We start from the raw sequence: 23,706 nt of genomic DNA, 5'->3' as shown, positions 1-23,706 counted from the left end.
GCCTGCCGACGCAGCGTGCGAGTGAAGTCGATCAGTTGCTGCCGCATAGGTGGCAGCCGGTTTAATCACGCAAGGCGTGATGGCCGGACGCATACAGAACTCTGCACTGATCTCGCAGATTCCATTTTGCTCTAAGGCGATTTCAGTCTATGGCTTTTGGTTGTTGCCATCGCCCCCCCGGCGTTCCTTGATCACCCAATAAGCCTTCAGCTCATTTTTGCTGACCAAGCTTTGAATTGGTAACGCACATCCATCCACAATCAGGTTGTCAGCCGATATCTGGAGACTGGGCAGATAAAGCAAGCGACCAGCCCGTAGGCTGGAACACCCAGTCTGATAGTACAATCCCGATCAACCGGCCAATGTACTCCGCGTGCTGTTAGTGGGAGCCCGATTGTTCGGGGCCGAATTGGGAAATGTATTCAACATGAACAGGATGCTGGATGGCGCGTGGACGCAGCGCCTGCACTTCACGAAGGGCCTCCTGGTAAGGGACATCACACTGGATAAGCAACTGAGCAGCGATCAATCCAGTCCGTCCCGAACCACCCTTGCAGTGAATGGCAATGCTCTTGCCCTCGGTCAGCAACTGCTTGAGCCGATCACGATGCTTTTCCCACGCCGCTAGGAATGCCTCGCCTGGGGCCTGGTCGTCTTCAACGGGCAGATGAAACCATTCAAGACCGAGTAATGCGCACTCTTCTGGCAGCAGATCGATTTCGTTCTGGAGCAACTCTTCGGTCGGCATCAGTGTCAGCAAGGCTGATGCACCAGCGGTCTTTAGCGTTTCCAATGCTTCAAAAGACGGTGTGCCTTTGGTGCCTGGGCATGGGGTGAAGATCAGTTGGCCTTTGACTTTCGCTAGGGGAAGCACAGAGTACGGATGTTGTTGCACGGTAAATCGTCCTCAGATGGAACGCTGGTTAACTCGTTTTGAAAGCTCTTCAGCTGACTCTTTGCGCTCGGAGTATCGATCCACCAGATAGTCTTGGCGTTCGCGCAGCAACAATGTGAATTTCACCAGCTCTTCCATCACATCCACGACACGATCGTAAAAAGCTGAAGGTTTCATCCGGCCAGCGTCATCGAACTCAAGAAATGCCTTGGGCACGGAGGACTGATTGGGGATGGTGAACATGCGCATCCAACGACCCAGCACACGCAGTTGGTTGACCACGTTAAATGACTGCGAGCCGCCACACACCTGCATCACCGCCAAGGTCTTACCTTGAGTCGGACGCAGGGCGCCCATGGTCAGCGGCACCCAATCTATCTGCGCTTTGAAAACGCCTGTCATGGAGCCATGGCGCTCGGGAGAACACCACACCTGCCCTTCTGACCACAACATCAGATCACGTAGTTCCTTCACCTTCGGATGATCGTCTGGTGCGTCATCTGGTAGCGGCATCCCTGATGGGTTGAAGACTCGGGCTTCGGCGCCGAGATGCTCCAACAAGCGTGCTGCTTCTTGGACAAGCAAGCGGCTGAAAGATCGAGCCCGCGTCGACCCATAAAGCAACAACATGCGTGGCTTATGCGTTGCCTTCAGTTCGCTACCGAGCTTTTCAATTGTCGGTACATCAACCAGATCGACATCAAGATTGGGGATATATTCTTCGGACATAAATTCACTCCTTAACTGGGACGCTCTGAGGCTGGTCGAACCACCGGCGCTTCAGCCACAGGGCGACACCCACAAGGGAAATCAGGACTGGAACTTCCACCAGCGGGCCGATCACCGTAGCGAAGGCAACGGGCGAGGCCAGACCGAAAGAGGCAATGGCCACGGCGATGGCCAACTCGAAGTTATTGCTGGCAGCCGTGAAAGCCAGCGCAGTCGTGCGGGGATAGTCAGTTTCAAGCAACTTACCCATCCAGAAGCTGATGAAAAAAATCACTACGAAATATATCGTCAGCGGGATGGCGACCCGAACAACATCCAGCGGCAGTTGCAACAGCATGTCGCCCTTGAGGCTGAACATTGCAACGATGGTGAGCAGCAGCACGACGAGTGTCAGCGGACTGATCCTCGGAACAAAGCGCTCGCTGTACCAACGCTCGCCTTTGCAGGTGATCAGAACTTTTCGGGTCAGAAATCCTGCCAGGAATGGAATACCCAAGTAGATCAACACCGACTTGGCGATGTCGACGAAGCTGGATTCAATCACGCTACTTTGCAGGCCGAACAGCGGTGGTAACAGGCCGAGGAAGACCCAGGCGTACACACTGAAAAACAAGATCTGGAAGATGCTGTTGAACGCTACCAGCCCAGCAACATACTGATTGCTGCCTCCAGCGATCTGGTTCCACACCAACACCATGGCGATGCAACGAGCTAGACCGATGAGAATCAAGCCGGTCATGTACTCAGGCTTGTCCGCCAAAAACACGATGGCCAATACAAACATCAACACCGGGCCTATCACCCAGTTTTGAATAAGCGACAACGTCAGAGTGCGCTTGTCCTTGAACACCTCGTGGAGTTCTTCGTATTTCGCCTTGGCCAGCGGCGGATACATCATGACGATCAGGCCAATGGCAATCGGGATGTTGGTTGAACCCACCGATAGGCTGTTGAGCCAGTTGGGCAGACCTTCAAAAAGACTGCCCAAGCCAATACCAAGTGCCATGGCGATGAAGATCCAGACCGTCAGATATCGATCCAGAAATGAAAGACGACTTTTGCTCACCTACGACTCTCCGGGCATCACAACGTACCAATTAGGGCCAGCTCTGCGTTGAGCTGCTCGGCACTCAGTTGCTGCAAAGGCAGGGATAAAAAAGCTTGAATACGTTTTTCAATCTGAACGAGAGTGGCATCGAAAGCAGCCTCAATCTCCTCTGAAGAACCGATATGCTCAGATGGGTCAGCCAGCCCCCAATGTGCCTTAGTCGAAGGCCCGAAGAACACAGGACAGGCTTCCCCTGCCGCTTTATCACACACAGTAATGACGAAGTCTGGTGAGAGGCTCTGATGGACGTCATTCGATTTGCTGTAAAGATCCTTGGTCGGTATTCCGGCCTTTTCCAAAGTCTTCAAACTCATCGGATTTACCTGACCGCTCGGATGACTTCCGGCGCTGTAGGCCTTAAAGCCATCGGGAGCAAGATGATTAAACATGGCTTCGCAAAGGACGCTTCTGCAGCTATTTGCAGTGCAAAGAAACAGAATTTTCATAAGGAAAATCTCAGGGATTCTTAGTACACGGGAACAGTGGTTGAGTAACTCAGCAACAGGCGACTCTCTCGGGTCGGTCACCCATGGCGTTGAGACGTTTTGAGATTGGGCTCAACCATTGCTCGTTCGCACCCAGCACGGTTCTGAGGATGGAGTGAACCCAATCAGGTAGACCGGGATGCAATCGGTAGTAAACCCACTGCCCCTGGCGACGATCCGCGAGCAAACCACAGGTTCGCAATTGTGCTAGATGTCGAGAAACCTTCGGCTGAGACTCATCCAGAGCACAGGTCAACTCACAGACACACAGCTCTTCTTCACGAGCAATGAGCAACATGATCCGTACGCGATTTTCATCGGCAAGGCATTTGAAGACGGTGGTTGGAGTCAGGTGCATAGTCATATCGGATCTCATCGCTTGGTCTTCACGAGCACGAACACTTTTTTATACGTTCATGATGCCGCCATTGAATGCTTCAAAATTTACCGAGTCGGTATGACGCCGCAAAGCTGCGGCTAGCTGTGAGCGAGCAGCATTGGCATACAGACAAATAGAACACGAGACTTGGTCGCCATTGGCGCATCTGAATCATATACGGAAACTCGAATATACGAATCTCCGTATATGATGTAAAGCTTGGATGAACCGCCCGTCAGCGTTGCGAGTTGCTTGTCCTTTCATTCTGGTTGATTGGCTGGAAAAAGGTGTTCGACGATCACGCAATCAAGCCAGCGGCCTTCAAGACAGGCGTGCTTTTCATAGACCCCAACCTGTCGAAAACCGCAGGAGCGGCAGAGCGCAAGACTAGCGGTATTGAAGGTAAAAATTCGTGATAGCAGTTTCCAGAAACCACGTTTCTCGGCCTCTTCAAGAAGAGACAACAACAGCTGCTTTCCTATGCCTCGACCACGTACGTCACGGCGTATGTAGATTGAGAAATCAGCGATTCCGCCATAACAGGCCCGTGCTCGATAACTGCTCAAATTTGCCCAAGCGACAACCCGCCCCTCCTCATCCACATACACCAAATAGGGGTAACGCTCCATTGAGTTGATCCGGCCGAGGATCTCCTCAGCTGTACGCGGTAACGTCTCAAAGGTCGAGGTACGATCCTCAATCCCCTGGTTGTAAATCTCTGCTACCGCTGCAGCATCATTAGGCTGGGCTAAGCGAATAGGCATCTATGTTTCATCCTTACGGTCGTCTGCCGCGAGTCTAGCTCTACTCCTAGAGCTTTAGGGGGATCCCTCCCCGGCACATCTCAAAATAAACACCATCACTGCAACAGACAGGTGATTCAGCCGCCCAAGAAATCAAGCAGTATAGGATTCAACCATTCTGCTTCTTCCAGATGCAAAAAGTGACCTGCCCCTTTCTTTGTCACGATCCGACAATCAAAAATCTGCTGTCCCATCCATTCATAAAACTCGGGTCGAAAAAAGCTAGCGCTGCCAGACACCAGCAACGTCGGCGATTTTATGTGTTTGAAGAGATCCCGCCAGTCAGTCACATTATTATTGATAATCATATTGGCCGCTGAGAAGCTAGATGCCAACTTCGCAGTCGCGATCACTTCTTCCCTTTCGGTAGGTGAAGCGGTCTTCAACATACTCGAAATGAAATTAGCGGTTTCAGTTTCACGAGTTAACTCGGGAATAAATCGCTTATAAAGGTTGGTGAGTGGCCGGACATCTAATTCCGCATTACTCCAATCAATCATCATCGACGACGTTCCAAGTACAAAAGGGATTTCGTCGATAAATACTAATTTATTGACCCGCCCTTCACCAAAGAGGTCTATATAGTTCCAGATAACGGAACAGCCCATAGACCACCCGACTAGGCTAACGCGCTGTAACCCCTCATGTTCCAATAGCTCATGAAGATCCATGGCGAGACGACTTATTCGCCCGCCCCGAGTAACCTTGGCGGAGCGGCCATGCCCCCTCAAGTCTGGAGCTAACAGTAGAAAGTCATCGCATAGGTAATTCAGCTGGTATCTGAACGTAGAAGCACTGGACGCCCAACCATGTATAAAGAGAACCGGTTCGCCCTCTCCCAAGCGGTCATAATCAATGGTAACACCATCATTCGTCACATACTGCATAACCACTACTCCAAAGCTATTTCAAAGGAGATGCTTCTAACGTCTGAATACCCTTAAATATTGAATTATCACGCCATTTCAAAGTATCAATATCTATATTAAGACTTGAAAACCGTGCAAGCAGCTCTTGATAAAAAATGCGTAACTCTAAAAGAGAGAGCATCCGACCGATGCACAGATGTGGCCCGTAGCCGAATGAGAGCGCTTGATTTTCCTTCAACTCGGGACGTACCAGTTTAAAGGAGTCCGGCTCAGGAAATACTTCTGGATCTCGGTTGGCTGCCCCCATAAACAAGATAACCAGGTCTTGCGGACTAATACGGACGCCATCGATCTCAATCGCTTCACGCGCCTTCCTGGCAGTTCGGTTAACAGGAGGGTATATCCGCAACGTTTCCTCCACAAATGAATCGATCAAGCTTGGATTTTCCCTAAGAGCGCCTTCTATATCCGGGTTCTTTGCGAGAGCCATAAACGTATTGAGAATCAAATTTGTGGTAGTCTCAAAGCCAGAAACAATAAATAAAATAATATTCGACAACGTAGCATGCAGTTCTTCCCGGGTAGTTCCATCTCCATAAATCTCAATAAGACGCGCTGTCAACGTCTTATCGAAATTCGCGGGACGATTTTCCAGGCTCCCCATAAGTAAATCGCAGAACTCCATAAGCACATCATATGTCGGCTTAATACAACCTGGCGCTCTGCCAGCGCTACCTACATAAGTAGAAATAACATCCGAATACCGCTGAAGATCCTTCAACCGATTTTCGGTAAGCTCGCCCAACCCCATAATTGACATGATAATTTTTGCTGGTAGAGGAAACGCTACTTCTTGATAGATCTCAGTAGCACTGTTGCCCGAATCAAAAACATCTAACGCACTCGCAACCTGCTCACGAATAAGTGTTTCGTAATCTGCTAAGGCACGAGTTGTAAACAACGGAATTAACGAGTTCCGAGCCTGTTTATGCTTCTCACCATCATTATTCAACATCCATATTGAAAGCATCTCTCTGATTTTTTCATCATAAAAAAGCTCATCACCACTGGGAGACTCTACATACCTCTCCACCGTCAATGCTGGATCTCTTAACAGCTTCCTAACGGTGTCATATTTGAAAGCAACCCAATATTTTTGTTGAGCATCATAAAAAATGCCTTCGTTCTTATGCCACCATTGGAACGTAGGATAAGGATTCGCTCTAAACTCATCTGACAAAACATTGTAGTGAATGGCAGTCTCTGGTGATCGGATCGAACTGAGAGTATTCATTGTGATTCTCCATAATCCTAGTAGCGGTTAAGCTGAAAACAGTAATTAAAACACTAACTTATCGGACGCCTAAAGCATAAAAAACGTCAAAACCACCAGCGGCCCCTACGACGCTACCACAACATTTTTTACCCACCATCCCGGTGGTATAAGATGAGAAACCGGCATTTCTCATCCAGTCCTCAATCTGCATGACACTGAACCCCGGCCAACGATCATGCTGTTCTTTTTGAAAGTCGAACTGAGTGTGTTCTATTAAGTCGGTCACGATCAGCTTTCCGGACGGTTTCAAACTTTTTTTAGCATCAATAAAGAACTGTGCCGGCGAGGTCAGGTGATGAAGAACCATGTTTGTTACGATTCCGTCAAGCTCAGCTTCCTGGGCAGGAAGTCCATTCTCTTCAGCAATACGCATTTCAACTTTACCACCTAAGCGTGGGTTCTTTTCTATTTCAGCAAGCATACTAGGGCTAATGTCCGCAACTATTACTTTACTCAAACCATTTTCCAGCAAAGCCTCAGTCAAAAAACCAGATCCTGCACCAAAATCCATGACGATATCTGTTGCCTGAAACTTACCTAAATCGACCACATAGGAGCGGACATCATCCGAAAAATATGTCTTCCGCTCCTCACTCCAATGAGCTGATCTTTCATTAAAAAAAGCACGAGTGGACGTTCCGTTAACCGATTTTTTTTCAGGACTCACAGACATGACTAACTCTCCAATTCAGCCAGATATTGAATGACTAGCAGCACGAGCTTTTGGCAGGCGCTTGATTAACGGCCTCGGAATCCAAAATATAAAATGGGCCGTCAGATGAAATCAGATACCGATCAGCAACTGACAGCGTATCAGGAACACCGCGACGGTACATTTTCCCACTATCCCCAACAATGGCTTTTGAAGGCCCTTTGTACATAACCTTTGGAGTATCAACACCACAACTTTTTAGTGGCTTTTCACCTGTCACAGTAATGGAATAAAACTCAAGCTCTTCGATAATTTTTGCGGGATCATCATTTCTGACTTCAATTGTGATTCCCACGAAACCAGTAGTCTCCAGACTTGAATAGAACTGCTGCTCCTGAAGTACACCCGCGTAACATGCCGACCAGAGCATCGCATCATTTTTTACCACCTCCGGCACCGGGATATTTGAAACGTTATCCGAAATTGCAAACCGCCCCCCCGGCTTCAGTACACGGAAGATTTCCTGAAAAACCAGGTTCTTATCTTTATCTGCTAACAGGTTAATGACGCAGTTTGAAATGACCACATCAACACTGTTATCCGCGATGAGCGTTTTCTCATGGCGTAGCTTATCAGCCAAATCTTGATATTTTTGAATACCAACTACATCACTTGGCGCATTTGATCGCAGATAATCATTTGCTTGGTCAAGGTCAAGGGCCAGATCGTGCGCAGATCCCATGCGAAATGCCAATGGTGCGGCTTCCACGCTGGCTGAGAATTCAGGCAGGGCTTTACGAGCAATGCTGAGCATAGCGTCGTTGAAATCGATACCAATAACTGAACCTGAAGGGCCAGCAATTTGAGCTGCGATATAGCAATTCATACCGGCCCCACAGCCCAGATCCAAGACGACATCCCCTGGACGGATGTACTTGGTAGGATTTCCGCACCCAAAATCTGCTTCAACCACCGTTTTAGGCACTTTTTTCATAAGATTTACATCATATGCTTCACTGCAGCAGACCACTTGGGTCTGAGACGCAAGGAGAGCATCTGCGCGCTTTTCAGCCAGGGCAGCGTAATCTTCGCGGACGGAAATTCCGATATGATCTGTCATTTTCTTACTCCTGCTTATACCGCTGATTAAATTAATAAATTATGCAAGCGCACCACTTATATAACTAGCAGTGACAACGTGCTGTGGCTTACTAAACAATGACTCTGTTGCCCCACTTTCGACAATTTGGCCTGAGACTCCATTCATCCAGAACATCACGCAATGATCAGAAATCCTGCGTGCCTGAGCTAAATTGTGAGTAACTATAACGATAGTGCACTGCTCTTTTAGGCTCGCTATAAGCTCTTCGACCTTCGCACTGGATAACGGATCTAGAGCACTGCAGGGTTCATCCATCAGTAAGACATCCGGGCTTAAGCAAAGCGCTCTTGCGATGCAGAGACGCTGCTGCTGCCCTCCGGACAGTCGAGTAGCAGGTTTATTAAGGTCATGCTTTACCTCCTCCCACAAACCGACTCTGCGCAACTGAACCTCCATCGATGCGTGAGTTTCTTCGGCGCCTCGGAAACCTGCTTGGTAGAGCGCTATTTCTAAATTACGCTTAATCGTTGTAGGAAACGGATTCGGCCGCTGGAATACCATTCCAACGCGGCGACGCAATTCGATAACGTCATGCCGCTCCTCAAGGATATTTTGCGAGTTATAATTAATTCGCCCTGTTACAGAACAACCAGAAATGAGATCCACCATTCGATTCAGACAATTCAAAAAACTCGTCTTTCCACACCCTGATGGGCCTATCAAAGCTGTAATTGCCCCTTTGGGAATATTTAGATTAACACGAGACAATACTGACTTATTCGAATAAGCCACGGTCAAGTCACTGACTTCAAACGCGAGGAGGGGAGTGACCTCTGCATTGACATAATCGCTCGCACCATTGCCATCGATAAAAGAGCGGCTGAACTCTAATTTTATAGACATTCTATATCCCCTCTCTGACGCATCCATAAATCCTTCATCGCAATAGTTAAACAATTAATCAAAACGATAAGTACAATCAGGATGAAAGCAGTGGCATAAGCATTGGAGTCTCCCCCTGTAACATTCATCGACAAATCGTAAATATGAATGGACAACGAGCGTCCAGAGTCGAGTAGCGAAGATGGCATTCTATCTACGTAACCACTCGTAAATATAAGGGCTGCGGTTTCTGCAAGTGCCCTGCCTACTCCGATCAATAAACCTACAGTGACTCCTGGCAGCGCTGCCGGCGCTAGTATCCGGAAGATCACTTCCGTTTTATTCATCCCTAGCGCAGCCCCCCCGTAGCGATAAGTATTGGAGATTGACTGCAGCGACTGTTCAGTCGACCTTATAAAAATTGGCAACACCATGCACGCTAAGGTCAGCCCTCCTGAAAGAATTGAAAATTTCAACCCTAATAGATCGCAAAACAATATATTTCCAAACAATCCAAAAACGATAGAGGGGATGCTCGACAATACTTCCAGGGTTGCTCGAAAGCTTCTTCCAAGCGGGGATGCACTGGGGAGATATTCTGCCAGCAAGATAGCTCCTCCGAGCCCTATAGGTATAACAGTACAAAGACACACAAATAAGATGAGCACGGTCGAAACCAATATGGGGCCAATACCTCCACTCCTCCCGCTATCGCTTGGCGGCTGGGTAATGAACGCCCAATCTATTTGTGATACTCCATTTATCAAAATATCCGCCAACATGGCGACGGAGACACAAACAATTAAACCAGCACAACCCCACACTACGGCCGTCGGCAATGTGCCAGTTTTCGTCGGAAGTTTACGATATTTCACGCATCACCTCCTTGGGATTAAAGAAACTCGACATCAAGACGAGTGCAATCACCCAAAGCATCAGCGCAAGTCCACTCGCAAATAGCGCCGACCTATGAACATCTGCTGCATAAGCCATCTCTAATGCGATATTTGCAGCCAATGTCCTAATCGGATCAAAAATAGTGCTCGGGATTTTTACAACGTTCCCTGTAACCATTAACACCGCCATTGTTTCGCCTAGTGCGCGGCCTAAGGCTAACGTCACGGCCGCGTATAGTCCTGCACGCGCCGACGGAAGAACGACACTAAAAATGATTTTTTCCCTCGAAAGCCCTAAAGCAGCCGCTCCACTTATTATGGAGGCAGGCACACGCCCTATACTCTCCTTTGCGATTAAGCCAACAGTGGGGATGATCATCAACGCAAGTATCAAAACCCCTGCTAACAAACTTGCACCTGGTGGTTTAACTTTATAGATGATCGGCGTGACTGCCATCAATCCCCACAGCCCATATACAACTGATGGAACACCTGCGAGCAACGCGAGCAACTGCTCAAAAAATCTAGCTGCCCATCTGTCGCCGTAGAAATTGCAAAAAATCGCTATGCCTAAACCTATCGGTGCTGCGATCACTATCGCGCCTACGCTCACCAACACCGTCCCCATAATCATGGGTACGAAATTATAAAAACCTGAATCTGGATTCCACGTTTTGTCGGTAAAGACTCTTTCAATCCCTATTGACTTCATAAAACTGTACGATTGGTCAAATATAAAGACCAACATCAAAAACATTATAAAAACACATGTCATGCCGCACACGAGGAAGCAGATCGTTGTCACTCCGTTTCTACTTAAGGGAGACAAAGTACTGCTCCTCAACCAGATCTTTTACTGCGGCTGACTGGACATAGTCAATAAAATGCGACACTGCGACACTGGGCTTCCCCTTCGTCACTAAATTAAGTGTCCTGGAAAGATCATACTTCTTGTCGGCTACATTCTGTGTAGAGGGCACCTGCCCTCCCAGTGAAATCAATTTAAGCGCAGTTCCTGAACGCTCGCTGTATTCTGCGGTTCCGATCGAAACGTACCCTATCGCGCCAGGGCTGTTCGCCACGGTTTTTATACCCTGTTCGTTCTCACCAATTACGATATTTGCCTTGATATCTGCCGGTTCAAGATTCATGAACTCCGCAAACAGTTCCAGGGTAGAGCGCCCACTGGCCTTGTTGACAACCGTGATAGGCATATCCGCCCCACCAAGCTCCTTCCAGTTGGTTATTTGTCCAAGATAGATATTTCGTATTTGCTCTTTCGACAATTCCTGAATGGGGTTCGACTTATGGATAATGACTGCGATGCCGTCACGGGCTATCGGGTAGTCAGTAAGTTCACGCTCTGATGCTTTTAGATCACGCGAAACCATTCCAATATCTGCGAGACCGCTACGAGCATCCGCAACCCCTCGGGAGGAACCACCTGATTGAACATCAATTTGAACGTCAGCATTATCACGCTCGTAGCGCTTCGCAATTTCTGCGACCAGAGGCGCTATAGTACTGGAACCTGATATTACTATTTTTTCACTGACCTTCTGGGTTGTATGGGCCTTACTCACATAAACTGCTGCTGCTACTGCCATCAGCGCCATTACCAACGACCACTTTATTTTCTGTGCGATAGCCATAAAACGCCCTTATCTTTTTCGTCCGTTGATTTGAGATTTGAGTGCCTACCACTAACAACAATTTCCATCATCTGATGCGCAGCAACTCCCTTGATCAGTCAAAGGCTTAACACCCTTTGTGACAGCAGGATCTCGTATCGCTGGCGTATTGCAGTCGAATAAAAGAGCTCTCTCTAATGGAGGTGCGTTATAACAAGGCAGGCCGACAAACTCCCCCTGATAGGGAGCTCTTAATAGGAGGTTATAGGTTTTAGCACAAACGGCGGTTCTCACTCCTCTGCGATAAACATGGCCGTCATCGTCACAGACCTGAAGCCAGGGGCCACGATATAAGACGGCATGCCCCTGCTCGAAACAAGGCCCGGACTTCCCTTTATAAGCATTAATCACGAAAGGTTTAAGTTCGACACCATTGGTGATCTGCAGAGGAAGATCGCTTAATTGATGGTAAGTAATACCATGAAAGCCTTCCTGTTCCAGCAGTTCGGAGATAGCAGATTCAGTAGGGGCTTGTACGATTGGATATGATCTTACAGGCCCTATCTCCAATCGATCATGACGCTCGTCAGCCAAGAGTACCAGCATCATCAACGTACCGTTTCGATTTAGTACCCGGTAACACTCACTTAGTAACTTTTTCGTTTCGTTGGGCTCAACACCATTCAGAGTGAAGCAGACGTAAAGCCTGTCATGATTTTCTGACTTGGCAAGAGGATTCTCGCTTGAAAGACGCTTGATCTCTTTTTGCAAGCGAATCAGGTCGTGATAGTCCGCAATATTGGACGAGCGCAATAACTCATCGGCAACCTGAGGATTTTCGCTCCAATCAACTGCTGGCTCGGCTATAAGCGGTTTAGCACCTGGCTGTAGGTTCCGTATTGCAACTTGTAACTCCTCACTTCCCTTATGCCCTACCAGCATGGGGCTCAACGCCGAACAAATAAATTTTCCGACAAGGGGTTCCAGCGTCTCCCGCCAGTTGGATTGTAGACTCAGATCAAAACCACCAACCCCTTGACCTGCAATTTTCAAAGCTGCTTGGCGCAGCGCGAGCGACTTGTTCATAACTCACCAAAGTCCACTGTTAGCATTTGAGGCAGCAGCGTTTGAAAACTCCTTCTTCAACTGGAGTCAGACTTTGGGCATACAACGTATCCAGTCGACTATCAGGATGTTTCCAGTCAAAATGAAACTCGTGCTCTTCGAGTTCTAAACTCTTAACACTTTCATTCTGAAGCAGCGGCGAACCTTTGTAGAGATGGAGCCTGGTTTCATATTGAATCGGGTCGACTATATCTGCCAGCTGATTCCTTTCGACGAAATCGTGAAATCCTGCGATATCCTCCAGCCCCACCCAAGGGTTGAACATAATAAAGGTGGGATTAACCTTAATATTCAGCGAAAGCAAAAAGGCAATGGACTCTTCGATCATATCCATATCCATTTCCTTTACAACCTGATCCAATACTTCTTGTTTTGGAAACTCAAGCGCGGTGGTAATGAATGCCAATCCCAAAGAAACCATTTCCTTGATGGTCTCTTTATTTTCCAGTATATGATCGACACGCGTAGTGAAATCATATGTCAGACCTGGGTGTTTCTCATGCAGTCTGCGCATTATGGCTAAGCCGTGGTGCTTGGCATTAAAAAAATCCGCATCAGTAAAGGTAAGATGAGTCATCCCCTGCTCTACTAACGCATCCGTGTCTCGCTCTACTAACTCACTAGACACCATCAACACTTTACCGTCGTAAGCAGCGTAGACAGAGCAATACGTACACTTATGATGGCACCCACGGGTTCCCTCAATACCACCTACGATCTGTTTCGAACCGAGAAGTTTATCGATTTGGGGCTGAGGGTACTTAAAGAGCGGAGGCGCTATCTCACGCTTCGGCAATCGAAAATTGTTTCTCTCTAAAAAGGGAACGACTATTTCCTTCGACTCAAGCTTTTTGATATCTACTATGCCCGCCAGGCTGGCATCCTGGCCATTGAGCCTTTTTAGCAGGTTCACCAGAGGAACTTCCCATTCCCCTACTATGGTGTATTCACTATATTTGCCAGTAAGACGTTCGGCGTTGATGGTTGCGTATTGGCCGAAGAAAACCTTTATCGCTTTAGGATTCCACTCACTGATTTTATCCGCAAGTTGTATACCCGCCTGCAACGAATCGAATAACGGAACAGAAATGCAAACTATATCCGCGTCAGAAAACATCGACTCGACTAGCCCCTCCACATAGACATCAACCAACTGCACATCAAAACCTGCATCGATAAGTGCCGTAGCCGCAGATATCGCGGTAAGAGGTTGGTAACCACCTTCAAATGTTGTTGCCACTATTAATTTCATTTCCATACCCCCACGCAATTGAGGTTAATATCCATACAACTCATACATTGCAAGTAATTTCCGACACAACTGTACGTGCCTCCTAACAAGATCAGGAGGCAGCATTTATTGTTTTGCTAGAAAGATAGGGCGGTTATCACACACAAGGCACAGAGGCCTATAAAAGCTTGAAAGATCGAGGCGCCTGTTATTGTTTTTACATAATTTATGGTGCTGCCATTCGCAAATGCGTCATTTCGCACTAACCAGTAAAAACTGTCGTTAGGCAAAATGGCTACAAACGATCCCAGGCAGATCGCATACACAACAGGTATCAAGTCTATTCCTGTGTTAGCCAAGACAGGGGCGAGTATCGGAGGAAGGGCTGAAAATGTTGCCAAGGATGATCCATTTATGATCTTAAAAATAGCCGCAACTGAAAACAGCCCGATCAACATTAGCGATGCGGACTTTACACCCGTGACTATTTCGACGGCATATCCGGCAGGCACAACACGCGCAAGCATGTGCCCTAGCGCGGACGCACAACCAATTATAAATAGAAGATTAGCTGTTCTTCTGATTGTTGAATCAAGCATGGGCTTACGGTTTTCTTGCTTAGTCAGCAGGTAAGCCACAATAGCTGATGTCAGAAGTGCACCGGCTGGAGCGGTAAAAAAACCAATGATCGGAACTGTGGAGAGTTTACCGAAGTAGCCAGTGAACAAAAGCGCAAATAGCAATGCGAGAGGAAACAGTAGCCTGGACGAACTAGACCAATGAAAGTCCCTACCCTCGCTCAGGGAGGCTTCTATGGCATCCGAATGGTCGCCTACCAAGCGGAGCCAAATCATGCCCGCCACAAAAGTCGTCACCATCAGGATTAGACCCAGCACAATCAATCGATGATCTTCGACGTTTGCCCCCACACCGAGGCCGATTATCAGCGGCCCGGCAGGTATCAACAACTTGAAGCCACTGTAGCTGCCGACCGCGATCGCGGTTCTATAACGACCAGCCAACGGAGATAGGGCCGCATATGCGGTGTCAGGGCATACCATCCCTGCCCCCATTAACGGAGACATTACGACCCCTGCCTTACCGAGGTAAAGATCCTGTCCATGACTTAACCAGGCAGCAAGGTAGAAGGCGCTGAGAAGCACAATGCAAAAGTAGCCGAGGTTGTTCCCATATCCTGTGATCAACACAGAGACTATTTCGCTGTTCCCCAGCCCGCCCACTAACCCCAGAGCGACAGTCAACACGATCATAAAAACAGGGAACGGAAGGGAGAAAGCCTTGGCTATCGAGCTACGAATTGAGGAGGGGGCGGACTGGGCACTGAGTTCCAATTCGGACATGATCGCTTCCTTGCACGATTCGATGATCTACCCAGCGATTACGCTAGGGGCACGTTTTCTGCGTATTCAAAACAACCCAGCATGAGGTCGAAAATCGGCAGACTGCAGGAAGTGACATGATTTTCCGACGATTCTACCGGCCCATGCACGATGGGTTTTCCAGCATTCGTTCTGTTATTTTTTGCGGAGGATTCGGTTAGAAATCTCTACACCCCCCCCCTAAGCCAGAATCAATTGGCGATCAATCGACCTCGCCGAACACGTTTGTTGGTACCTGCAACTAATATAGGGATCCAATTTGAGAAATGTCAACCCCCGTATTGGTGGTTGCAGCTAAACCCCTTGAAAGCTACTGTTGGTAGTAACAACAGAAGAGAAATTTATGACCCAGTGCACCGATACCGACCTCATCAGTGATGCTGAAAATCTATTTGAGGCAGTGAATCAGCTCGTACGCGTCTATCAATTTAGAGACAGAGACCGAATCTGTTGCTATGACGTTTCCGTCACTCAGTGCTACGCCGTAGAGACGCTGATCAAACAGGGGCCATTACGAATGCAGGCATTGGCGGAGGAAATGTTTCTTGATAAAAGCACGGCGAGTCGGGTCATCGATACTCTTGAACGCAAAGGCTACGTCGAGCGATCTGTTGATCAGGAAGATAAACGGGCCATTCAGATACGAGCCACAGAAGCGGGTGAAGAGCTTTATCAGAAAATCCGAATCGACCTTGTAGCCGAAGAGAGCGCGATGATCGCGAATCTTTCACCGGAGGTCAGAAAAGCCTCCTTAGCACTCATCAAACAGCTCACCAGGGCGGCGGAAATCCGCTGTGGTCTAGTAAAAAGCTGTTGCCCCACTCCGTCAAAGGTCAGTTGTTCATAGTGCGATCATCGCAGGGCTTACCCTATTCAAGTTTCGCTATCGAGCGCATTGTGGAGGAAGGTCAGTTTAGCGTTGCTCCAAACCCAAACTCGTCGAGCGTCACGAAGACCACTGTTTCGTAAGGCGAGATTACTGAACCGCAGAGTTGATGTGGGCGAGCATGCGCTGAATCGACAGCCTTCAATCGTTTCGGATGCTCGTCGATGTCTGCGGCCAGCAAGTCTAGAATCTTGAGCACCATCAGATCACCTCTCGACAATTCAGGGCACTTCTCTATGGCATGGAGTTCATTTGACGGAGGACGAGTCGTTAAATCGGAATGCCGTGTTCAAGCCGACCGATCAGGTCAATGCAGGCAATGTGTCTCGCCAAGACTGTCCTTTGTGGAGCTTGGTCGCCAGGTATCTCAGATGAGAAATCAGCAACCCGCTCTCAGTAATAAGTGCAGGCAATCTAACTTCCCGACCCGTTTTGTCGTTCCGGTACCTCGCCTTTACCTTCAGTACGTAGGCCATTTTCGCATACTAGATATTATGTAGTTAGAGGTACTATTCATGCTCTCTCTGAAAAAAGGAAGGGTTTTTTTTGAGGAAAAGATGGGGTTTAGGGGATAAATAGTATGTTTTGATGTGGGGTTATAATACACCTACGGCAAGAAAATGCTTCGGGAAATCGATAGCCGCGTCCGTTTCCTCACCAAGCGCCTCGAAGCACTCAAAGTCGTCAGCGAAAAACCCAGCGACCCGAACAAGGTGTATTTCGGCGCCTGGGTCACGGTCGAGGATGAGGACGGTAACGAGGCCCGCTATCGTATCGTCGGGCCCGATGAGCTGGATCTGAAACAGAACCTGATCAGCATCGATTCGCCGCTGGCGCGGGCACTGATCGGCAAGGCACTGGACGCTGAAGTCAGGGTGCAGACACCGACAGGCGAGAAGCTGGTCTATGTCGTGGACATCACTTATCCATGACCCGCCGATAAGACCCGTCCGCCTCGAAACATCCCAGCAAACTTGATCCTTTGACAAGATGACAGCGCTGCGCAGAATGAACGGCGCGCGCTGCCTCGCGCCTTTCGCTCAAAATATTATTCAAGGATGAATAATCATGAAGGCTACCCACCATGGATTGGACTGCTGGATGTACAACACCCCCCAGTTATACAAACTGCGTATCGACGAACTGATTCTGCCCGGCACCCATGACTCCGGCGCGGACAAAAAAGCCCCCAACCCTACGCTGCCCCAGGAAAAAACCCAGGACGTACCGATCATCGAACAGATCCTGGCAGGCTTTCGCGTGCTCGACCTGCGCGTGGTGTTCTCCGCCAACGCCCCCGTCGGCAGTGACAAGCGCTTCCAACTGTTTCACCACGCCTCTTCTGGACGCACGGTGGGCGGTGACGTTCTGGCTCCATTAAATGATTTTTACGATGACCCCGAGTACAAGGCCACGAGGGCAAGGGAAATCGTTATCCTGAACTTTCATAAATTCAAGCATTTCAACCGGGCCATCCACCAGGAGTTGCACAGCCTGATCGATTCGAAAATCGGACAACGGCTGATCCCTCGGAAGTGGCGCCGTTCAACGCTGGAAGATATATGGACCCATCGTCCGGAGAGAACCGTTGTGATTTCCTACAATCACCACGTCAGGGCAAAGTACTGGAAAGGTGTGGAGCATCAATGGAGCGGTAAAAACCTGAACTCCACCGCTGCCTTGAAGGCATTCATGGATGAGCAATCGGCCAGGCATAAACCCGACTTCGTACTGCGCTCGATACAATGCGCCAAATACGCATTGCCCTTTCATCTTCCCGATGACTTCAGTAAAAAGATAGATGAGTGGTTCGAGTCCAGGGACAGTAGCAGCTATATTCAGCGCTTCTACATCATCAACACTGACTGGTCGACCCGCAGCCGGATTGTATTCAACTGCATGCATGCCAACGGCCTCAAGGCGTTGGCCAAGGCAGGCAGCTTCAGCGCCGGGTGATCAGCCCTTGCCGCGCCACGCGGGTCAACTGCCGGATCATTTCAGGAGCATCCGCCGCGCTGGGCGACTGGATGACCGCCAGATCGAAGCTGTCGTTGGCGAAACGTGCCAGGGACTCGCCATCTTCGACAAACTGAATCAGGAACGCTGCGGGCCCGTGGCTGCGCCGCGGCCAGCCGTCGAGATAACGCAACAGCGTTGGCTGATGGGTACCGCCCAAGAGGATTTTTGGATTGCGTTGAAGACTCGCCGTGATCGGCGCAAGACGTACAAGGGGGCTGGGTGCATTCATCGTGTCGTGTCTCTGCCTCAAAAAGTCTGCATGGCAGGTGAGAGGCAACACCGAACCAGCGCTTTAGCGGTATTTCGAAGCCTGTTTCAGGCCTCTGACGATGACTGGGTGAGTCACCTGGCGCCCCGCAAGTAGCTGTTTAAATCGGCGCATGAGCAGCATCCTAGAGAAGCCGACGGGCCAGTGTCAAGAATCTGCATTCACAAAAAAGGCCCGTACCAGACGGGCCTTCGAGGGTTCGACTCGGTGATCAGCCGGCGATGGCGCGATCGATCGACAGCTTGCCGGCGCCCTCGATCAGTACCGCAATACTCGCGGCCAGCAACGCCAGGGCAAATTCATAACCATTGTTCGCCATGAACAGGCCGTTGCCGATGTGCACGGAGAAAATAGCCACCAGAGACAGGAAGGCCAGACCCAGTGCCGCCGGACGAGCCAGCAGGCCCACGATCAATGCCAGCCCGGCAAAAAACTCGGTGCCACCGGCCAATGTGGCCATCACGTAACCAGGTGTCAGGCCGATGCTTTCCATCCACTGCGCGGTCCCCGCCAGCCCGTAGCCACCGAACAGACCAAAGAGCTTCTGCGAGCCGTGAGCCGCGAAAATGACACCAACTGCGATGCGCAGGACGGTCAGGCCGTAGCCGGCACGGGTAGACAGGATTTTATTGATGAAGGAGCTCATGGTTCATTTTCCTTGGAATGTGTGGGGTTGGCCGCCATATTAATCAGTTAAATTTATATAAAAAGCGCAAAAAATCCGTCATACAAATCTATTTACTGGATCATTTGCGCAGTGCAACCTTTTGCTCCTTCGGTTCCAACGACTCCCGCTCCCGATCAAACGCCAGATAGTATTTGTTCACACTATTAACGTAGCTGACGGCAGCCATTCCTACCTGCTCCATGGCAATGCGCTCGACCTGGAAAAACCACTGGTTGGGGTTCAATCCCCGCCGCCGGGCCTCGGCACGCATGCCCTGGACGCGCTCGGGCCCCATGTTGTAGGCGGCCAGCACAAAAGCCATGCGTTCACGCTCGTTGAGCTTGGGACTTGAGAAAAACTTGCGGCGAATCATGGCCAGGTACTTCGCACCGGCCTGGACATTGGCGTCCAGGTTCTGAATGTTGCCAACCCCGACCCGCTGAGCCGCCGCCGGAGTGATCTGCATCAGCCCAGTGGGGCCGCTACCGCTGCGGGCGCTGGGTTGCAGGGCGGATTCCTTGAAAGCCAGGGCCGCCAGGTTGAGCCAGTCCATATCCTGGGCCTCGGCATGTTTTTGCAGCACCGGGCGCAGCTTCTCCAGCCGCTGGCGGTCGGCCCGGGCCAGCGGATAATGAACCTGGTACAAACGGCGGTAGATGCGCAGGAAAGCCGCGTCCTCGTTGGACGGTGCCTTGTAGGTCGTCAGGAAGCCGTTGATGCTCGCTCTCAGCATGGCGGCGTCGCGGCGAACGAACCAATGTTCGTTATCCGGCTCACCGATCAGCAACTGCCGATCGAAACGCAGCTTGGGCAAGATCTTGCCCCAGCGTTCGGCGATGGGTTGCTCGACAATGGTCAGATGGAAAATCCCGCCCTGGACCATTTCCAGCACATCCTCCACCGCCAGGGTGGGGTCGACCCATTCGATCTTCACCGGCGATAACTTGAGCAGCGCCAGCTTCTGATTGATCTGGCCCACCGCATCCCCCGCCGCACTGCCGTTGGGCAAGGCCAGGGTTTTGCCGGACAGCTGCTCCACCCGGGTGTAGCGCTTCTCCCCCTTGATGCCCACCAGCATCAGCGGCACGCCGCTGCGAATCGGATCGCTGGCACTGACCGCGTGACTGGCCAGGGGCTCGAGCAATTCGCCCGGCGCGACAAGGTCGCCCTCTCCTCGCTGCAGGGCACCGAGCAATTGGTCCTTGGCCTTGGGAATGATCTTGAGGGTGATTTCCTGGCCATCCCGGGCGTGGCCGTTGAGGTAGTGTTCGAATGCCCGCAAACGATGATATTCGACGCCGATGGGTTGCCCCTGGACTTCCCCGGAGCTGTTGCGGCTTTGGTTGACCAATACTTTCAGTACGCGACTGCTGCGGATCTGCGCCAAGTCGCGCACCGTCCCCGGCGCCACAGCCTGCACCGGCCCAGGCAGCCGTGCCTCGGCCGGCATCGGCAGCAGCAGTGAGCAGCACAGCAGTAGCAACACCTGGGGACGTGTCATCCACTCTCCGGAAGGAATACCGCGCGCCCGCCTTCCTGAAAAAAGAGGCTTGGGTCGACAGAAACAGAGCACCTGGGCGCTGAAAAGTGCGCAAGACTGGCACAGCGATGGCTTTTATACCAACCCGACCTGTCTCGTGGCCTCAACAGACAGCCTCAACTCGTTGTAGTTCTTGGCTTTTCTTATAAATCTACAGCTCTGATATGCTTTCCGGCCTTTGGGCCGAGGTAGCACCATGCAACTCATCGATATCGGCGTCAACCTGACCAACCCCAGTTTCGCTGACAAACACCAGGCAGTGCTTGAGCGCGCCTATGAAGCGGGGGTCTGCCAATTGGTATTGACCGGCACCAGCATCGAGGGCAGCGAACAGGCGCTTGAACTCTGCCAACAGCTGGATGAGAGCGGCGAACGCCTGTTCTCCACCGCCGGCATCCATCCCCACAGCGCCAGCGACTGGACCGCCGACAGCGCCCGGCACCTCAAGGACCTGCTGAAGCAAAACCGCATCCGTGCGGTGGGAGAATGCGGACTGGATTTCAACCGGGACTTCTCCCCTCGCCCACAACAGGAGAAGGTCCTGGAAGAACACCTCGCCCTCGCGGCCGAACTGCAACTTCCGGTCTTTCTTCACGAACGCGACGCCGACCAGCGCTTGTTGGAGATCCTGCGAGATTTCCGCGACCGTCTGCCGGCTGCGGTGGTGCATTGCTTTACCGGTGAGAAGAAGGCGCTGTTCAACTACCTCGACCTGGATCTGCACATCGGCATCACCGGCTGGATCTGCGATGAACGCCGGGGCACGCATTTGCATCCGTTGGTACGCGAGATCCCTCGCGGGCGGCTGATGCTCGAAAGTGATGCTCCCTACCTGCTACCCCGCACCTTGCGCCCCAAACCCAAGAACGGTCGCAACGAGCCGGCCTACCTGACGGAAGTCTTGCGGGAAATCGCCTTGCATCGGGGTGAAACCCAGGAAGAGCTGGCGGCTCACAGCACAGCCTGCGCGCGGGCGTTTTTCGGGTTGCCCACGATCTCCTGAATCCATATCCCTTGTGGGACGAGCTGCTCGCGATAGCAGTGTGTCAGCTTGCAAGTCAGTGGCTGACACTCCGCTATCGCGAGCTGGCTCGCTCCCACAGGAGAACTGCGTTGCTTGTTGACCCACATCAAAACTTCAGTCTCCGAAATAGCGGCAGAATAATGGCACCTTGCCAAAACTGTTTCCGCTATCAGAGAAGACCTTCCATGGGTGCCTGGCTTAGCAACATCTCGCTGAAATACAAATTCTGGGCGGTCAACGCGGTCGCCTTCGTGACCACCTTGCTACTCGTGCTCTACGCGGTGCAGCTTGAACAACAGGCCCGCAATCAGGCGGCCCGGGAGAATGCCCAGGCCCAGGCGCGCCTGCTCAGCGCCTGGCCGGCCGGGCAAGCGCTGCCCAAGGCCGATAACCTGCTGGCTTTCCAGCAAGGCCAGGCGCCCACGTTCAACGCTCAGTCGTTGCCTTCACTGGCGCAGGCGCAGGGCTGGGTCGATCTGGATCTCAGGCCGCTCATCGGTCATCAGCCGTTGCTGGGCGCTGAAGTCATACAACGCGGCAACGGCCAACAACTTGCCGTCCTGGCGCAGGGTGCAAGCCTGAGCCAGGTGTTCGGCGAACGTTTCAGCCAATACGCCGTGGCGGTATTCGTATTGATGCTGGCCATGCTGGGCGCGTCGCAGCTGTTGATCCGCTTCCTGTTGAGCCAGCTCAACACCCTGAAGGACGTGATGCTGCATGTGGAGAAAACCGGCGATCTGTCCGCCCGCGTTCCCCTGGCCTGTGAGGATGAAGTAGGCCAGATGGCCGCCGCATTCAATGCCATGCAGGCCGGTTATCAACGGGTGGTCGATACCGTGGCCAGCACCGCCCGCCAACTGGACAGTGGCGCGGCACGATTGGCCTCGAGCATGAGCGAGGTTCGCCACGGCATGCTTGGGCAGCAGAGCGAAACCGATCAGGCGGCGACGGCGATCAATGAGATGTCCGCCACGGTGTATCACATCGCCCAACATGCCGGCGCCACTCGCGACCTGTCGAAGGCCGCCGACACCCTGGCCGGCAATGGACGCGAGGTGGTCAATCGGGTGGAGCTGTCAATTACCGGCCTGTCCTCCGGGGTGCAGCAGACCGCCGAAATGATCCAGCGCCTGGCCGAAGACAGCCAGAAGATCAATAGCGTGGTCAGTGTGATCCACAGCATTGCGGAGCAGACCAACCTGCTGGCTCTCAACGCCGCCATCGAAGCGGCGCGGGCCGGGGAAATGGGTCGTGGGTTTGCCGTGGTGGCCGACGAGGTGCGCAACCTCGCCAAACGGGTGCAAATCTCCACAGATGAAATCACCACCATGGTGTCAGCCCTACAGGCGGGCACCCAGAACGCGGTGGACTTCATGCAGGAAAGCTCCTACAAGGCCGACGATTGCGTGCAGCAGGCCCGCGAGGCCGGCGAGGCACTGGCACAGATCACCGGGGCGGTGGCCCAGATGCGCGAAAGCAATACCCAGATTGCCGTCGCGGCCGAGCAGCAAAGCCAGGTGGCCGAGGAAATGAACCGGGCGGTGGTGGGCATTCGCGACGTGACTGAAAACACCGTGCGCCAGACCGTGGATTCGGCCACCACCAGTCATGAACTGGCGACCCTGGCGGGCGAACTGAGCAAGGCGATCGGGCAGCTCAAGCTTTGAAAAACCCGGACCTGCCATAATGCTGTTCACTTAAGCGGAGCGGCCTTACGATCTACCGGATACCGAGTTTTGGAAATCTTCACTGTCCTCGGCCGCCCTGGCCTTGGACGGT

25 protein-coding genes and 1 pseudogene are annotated in these 23,706 nt (G+C 51.4%); 5 read left to right on the top strand and 21 right to left on the bottom strand.

All coding sequences use genetic code 11. The features are described 5' to 3' along the window. Positions 1-379 precede the first annotated feature (379 nt). The 17 genes from FBX99_RS28210 to arsQ all read right to left on the bottom strand — a co-directional run bounded on the left by FBX99_RS28210 (position 380) and on the right by arsQ (position 15,484). Positions 380-895, bottom strand: a complete 516-nt coding sequence (locus tag FBX99_RS28210; RefSeq protein ID WP_144927250.1) for a cyclin-dependent kinase inhibitor 3 family protein — start codon at positions 893-895, stop codon at positions 380-382. A 12-nt stretch (positions 896-907) separates the two neighbouring features. After that, positions 908-1,624 carry an arsenical resistance protein ArsH gene (gene arsH / locus FBX99_RS28205; protein WP_144927246.1) on the bottom strand — a complete coding sequence of 239 codons (717 nt, stop codon included), beginning with the start codon at positions 1,622-1,624 and terminating at the stop codon, positions 908-910. Positions 1,625-1,628: 4 nt separating this feature from the next. Next, positions 1,629-2,690, bottom strand: a complete 1,062-nt coding sequence (gene arsB / locus FBX99_RS28200) for an ACR3 family arsenite efflux transporter (protein WP_145133736.1) — start codon at positions 2,688-2,690, stop codon at positions 1,629-1,631. 17 nt (positions 2,691-2,707) lie between these two features. Next, a complete protein-coding gene (locus FBX99_RS28195) occupies positions 2,708-3,178 on the bottom strand; it encodes an arsenate reductase ArsC (RefSeq protein ID WP_144927240.1) in 471 nt (156 codons plus the stop codon). Between the two features lie 49 nt (positions 3,179-3,227). Further along, positions 3,228-3,581: a metalloregulator ArsR/SmtB family transcription factor gene (locus FBX99_RS28190; protein ID WP_144927237.1), complete on the bottom strand. Its 354-nt coding sequence runs from the start codon at positions 3,579-3,581 to the stop codon at positions 3,228-3,230. A gap of 275 nt (positions 3,582-3,856) precedes the next feature. Further along, positions 3,857-4,360 carry an arsinothricin resistance N-acetyltransferase ArsN1 family A gene (locus FBX99_RS28180; protein ID WP_144927235.1) on the bottom strand — a complete coding sequence of 168 codons (504 nt, stop codon included), beginning with the start codon at positions 4,358-4,360 and terminating at the stop codon, positions 3,857-3,859. 116 nt (positions 4,361-4,476) lie between these two features. Then, positions 4,477-5,286, bottom strand: a complete 810-nt coding sequence (locus FBX99_RS28175) for an alpha/beta fold hydrolase (protein ID WP_144927232.1) — start codon at positions 5,284-5,286, stop codon at positions 4,477-4,479. 16 nt (positions 5,287-5,302) lie between these two features. Further along, positions 5,303-6,562 carry a cytochrome P450 gene (locus tag FBX99_RS28170; protein WP_145133734.1) on the bottom strand — a complete coding sequence of 420 codons (1,260 nt, stop codon included), beginning with the start codon at positions 6,560-6,562 and terminating at the stop codon, positions 5,303-5,305. A gap of 58 nt (positions 6,563-6,620) precedes the next feature. Further along, positions 6,621-7,277, bottom strand: coding sequence for a class I SAM-dependent methyltransferase (locus FBX99_RS28165; protein WP_145133732.1), 657 nt, complete (start codon positions 7,275-7,277; stop codon positions 6,621-6,623). A 34-nt stretch (positions 7,278-7,311) separates the two neighbouring features. Continuing rightward, positions 7,312-8,376, bottom strand: a complete 1,065-nt coding sequence (locus tag FBX99_RS28160) for a methyltransferase domain-containing protein (RefSeq protein WP_144927223.1) — start codon at positions 8,374-8,376, stop codon at positions 7,312-7,314. A 39-nt stretch (positions 8,377-8,415) separates the two neighbouring features. Next, a complete protein-coding gene (locus tag FBX99_RS28155; RefSeq protein ID WP_178112110.1) occupies positions 8,416-9,261 on the bottom strand; it encodes a phosphate ABC transporter ATP-binding protein in 846 nt (281 codons plus the stop codon). Then, the gene (gene pstA, locus FBX99_RS28150; protein WP_218570563.1) at positions 9,252-10,115 is read right to left on the bottom strand and encodes a phosphate ABC transporter permease PstA; all 864 of its coding nucleotides are present in this window, start codon (positions 10,113-10,115) and stop codon (positions 9,252-9,254) included. The genes FBX99_RS28155 and pstA overlap by 10 nt, the downstream gene beginning before the upstream one ends. Further along, positions 10,102-10,941, bottom strand: coding sequence for a phosphate ABC transporter permease subunit PstC (pstC, locus tag FBX99_RS28145; protein ID WP_218570876.1), 840 nt, complete (start codon positions 10,939-10,941; stop codon positions 10,102-10,104). The genes pstA and pstC overlap by 14 nt, the downstream gene beginning before the upstream one ends. Positions 10,942-10,948: 7 nt before the next feature. Then, entirely contained in the window at positions 10,949-11,788 is an 840-nt protein-coding gene (locus FBX99_RS28140; protein ID WP_218570565.1) for a phosphate ABC transporter substrate-binding protein, read from the bottom strand. A gap of 51 nt (positions 11,789-11,839) precedes the next feature. Further along, positions 11,840-12,853, bottom strand: coding sequence for a hypothetical protein (locus FBX99_RS28135; RefSeq protein ID WP_144927217.1), 1,014 nt, complete (start codon positions 12,851-12,853; stop codon positions 11,840-11,842). 19 nt (positions 12,854-12,872) lie between these two features. Further along, a complete protein-coding gene (gene arsL, locus FBX99_RS28130) occupies positions 12,873-14,144 on the bottom strand; it encodes an arsinothricin biosynthesis radical SAM protein ArsL (protein WP_144927214.1) in 1,272 nt (423 codons plus the stop codon). Positions 14,145-14,260: 116 nt separating this feature from the next. Beyond that, a complete protein-coding gene (gene arsQ, locus FBX99_RS28125; RefSeq protein ID WP_145133729.1) occupies positions 14,261-15,484 on the bottom strand; it encodes an arsinothricin export permease ArsQ in 1,224 nt (407 codons plus the stop codon). 382 nt (positions 15,485-15,866) lie between these two features. Here arsQ and FBX99_RS28120 point away from each other — a divergent pair, with 382 nt between their 5' ends. After that, entirely contained in the window at positions 15,867-16,370 is a 504-nt protein-coding gene (locus FBX99_RS28120) for a MarR family winged helix-turn-helix transcriptional regulator (protein ID WP_144927208.1), read from the top strand. Positions 16,371-16,431: 61 nt separating this feature from the next. Here FBX99_RS28120 and FBX99_RS28115 read toward each other — a convergent pair whose 3' ends face one another. Beyond that, a complete protein-coding gene (locus FBX99_RS28115) occupies positions 16,432-16,611 on the bottom strand; it encodes a hypothetical protein (RefSeq protein WP_145133727.1) in 180 nt (59 codons plus the stop codon). A 400-nt stretch (positions 16,612-17,011) separates the two neighbouring features. Between FBX99_RS28115 and greB the strand changes: the two are divergent. Both greB and FBX99_RS28100 read left to right on the top strand, forming a co-directional pair. Continuing rightward, positions 17,012-17,341, top strand: a pseudogene (greB, locus tag FBX99_RS28105) (transcription elongation factor GreB); the annotation flags it as partial. Between the two features lie 136 nt (positions 17,342-17,477). Beyond that, positions 17,478-18,365, top strand: a complete 888-nt coding sequence (locus tag FBX99_RS28100; protein WP_145133725.1) for a hypothetical protein — start codon at positions 17,478-17,480, stop codon at positions 18,363-18,365. Here the strand turns inward: FBX99_RS28100 and FBX99_RS28095 are convergent. The 3 genes from FBX99_RS28095 to FBX99_RS28085 form a co-directional block, all read right to left on the bottom strand. Further along, positions 18,352-18,657 (bottom strand): hypothetical protein, encoded by a 306-nt coding sequence (locus tag FBX99_RS28095; protein ID WP_047701552.1) that lies wholly within the window; start codon positions 18,655-18,657, stop codon positions 18,352-18,354. The genes FBX99_RS28100 and FBX99_RS28095 overlap by 14 nt on opposite strands. 250 nt (positions 18,658-18,907) lie before the next feature. Beyond that, on the bottom strand, positions 18,908-19,342 hold the full coding sequence (locus FBX99_RS28090) for a DoxX family protein (protein WP_144927196.1): 435 nt from the start codon (positions 19,340-19,342) through the stop codon (positions 18,908-18,910). Positions 19,343-19,442: 100 nt separating this feature from the next. After that, positions 19,443-20,864, bottom strand: coding sequence for a transglycosylase SLT domain-containing protein (locus FBX99_RS28085; RefSeq protein ID WP_145133723.1), 1,422 nt, complete (start codon positions 20,862-20,864; stop codon positions 19,443-19,445). A gap of 235 nt (positions 20,865-21,099) precedes the next feature. On the opposite strand from FBX99_RS28085, the gene FBX99_RS28080 reads away from it, so the two are divergent. Next, positions 21,100-21,906, top strand: coding sequence for a TatD family hydrolase (locus tag FBX99_RS28080; RefSeq protein ID WP_144927190.1), 807 nt, complete (start codon positions 21,100-21,102; stop codon positions 21,904-21,906). A gap of 206 nt (positions 21,907-22,112) precedes the next feature. Then, entirely contained in the window at positions 22,113-23,594 is a 1,482-nt protein-coding gene (locus FBX99_RS28075) for a methyl-accepting chemotaxis protein (protein WP_144927187.1), read from the top strand. The last annotated feature ends 112 nt before the right edge of the window (positions 23,595-23,706 follow it).

Source organism: Pseudomonas sp. SJZ074 (genome assembly GCF_007828215.1).
Taxonomy (GTDB): Bacteria; Pseudomonadota; Gammaproteobacteria; order Pseudomonadales; family Pseudomonadaceae; genus Aquipseudomonas.
Note: the sequence above shows the minus strand (reverse complement) of the source record. Positions and strands in the feature narration are given on the sequence as shown.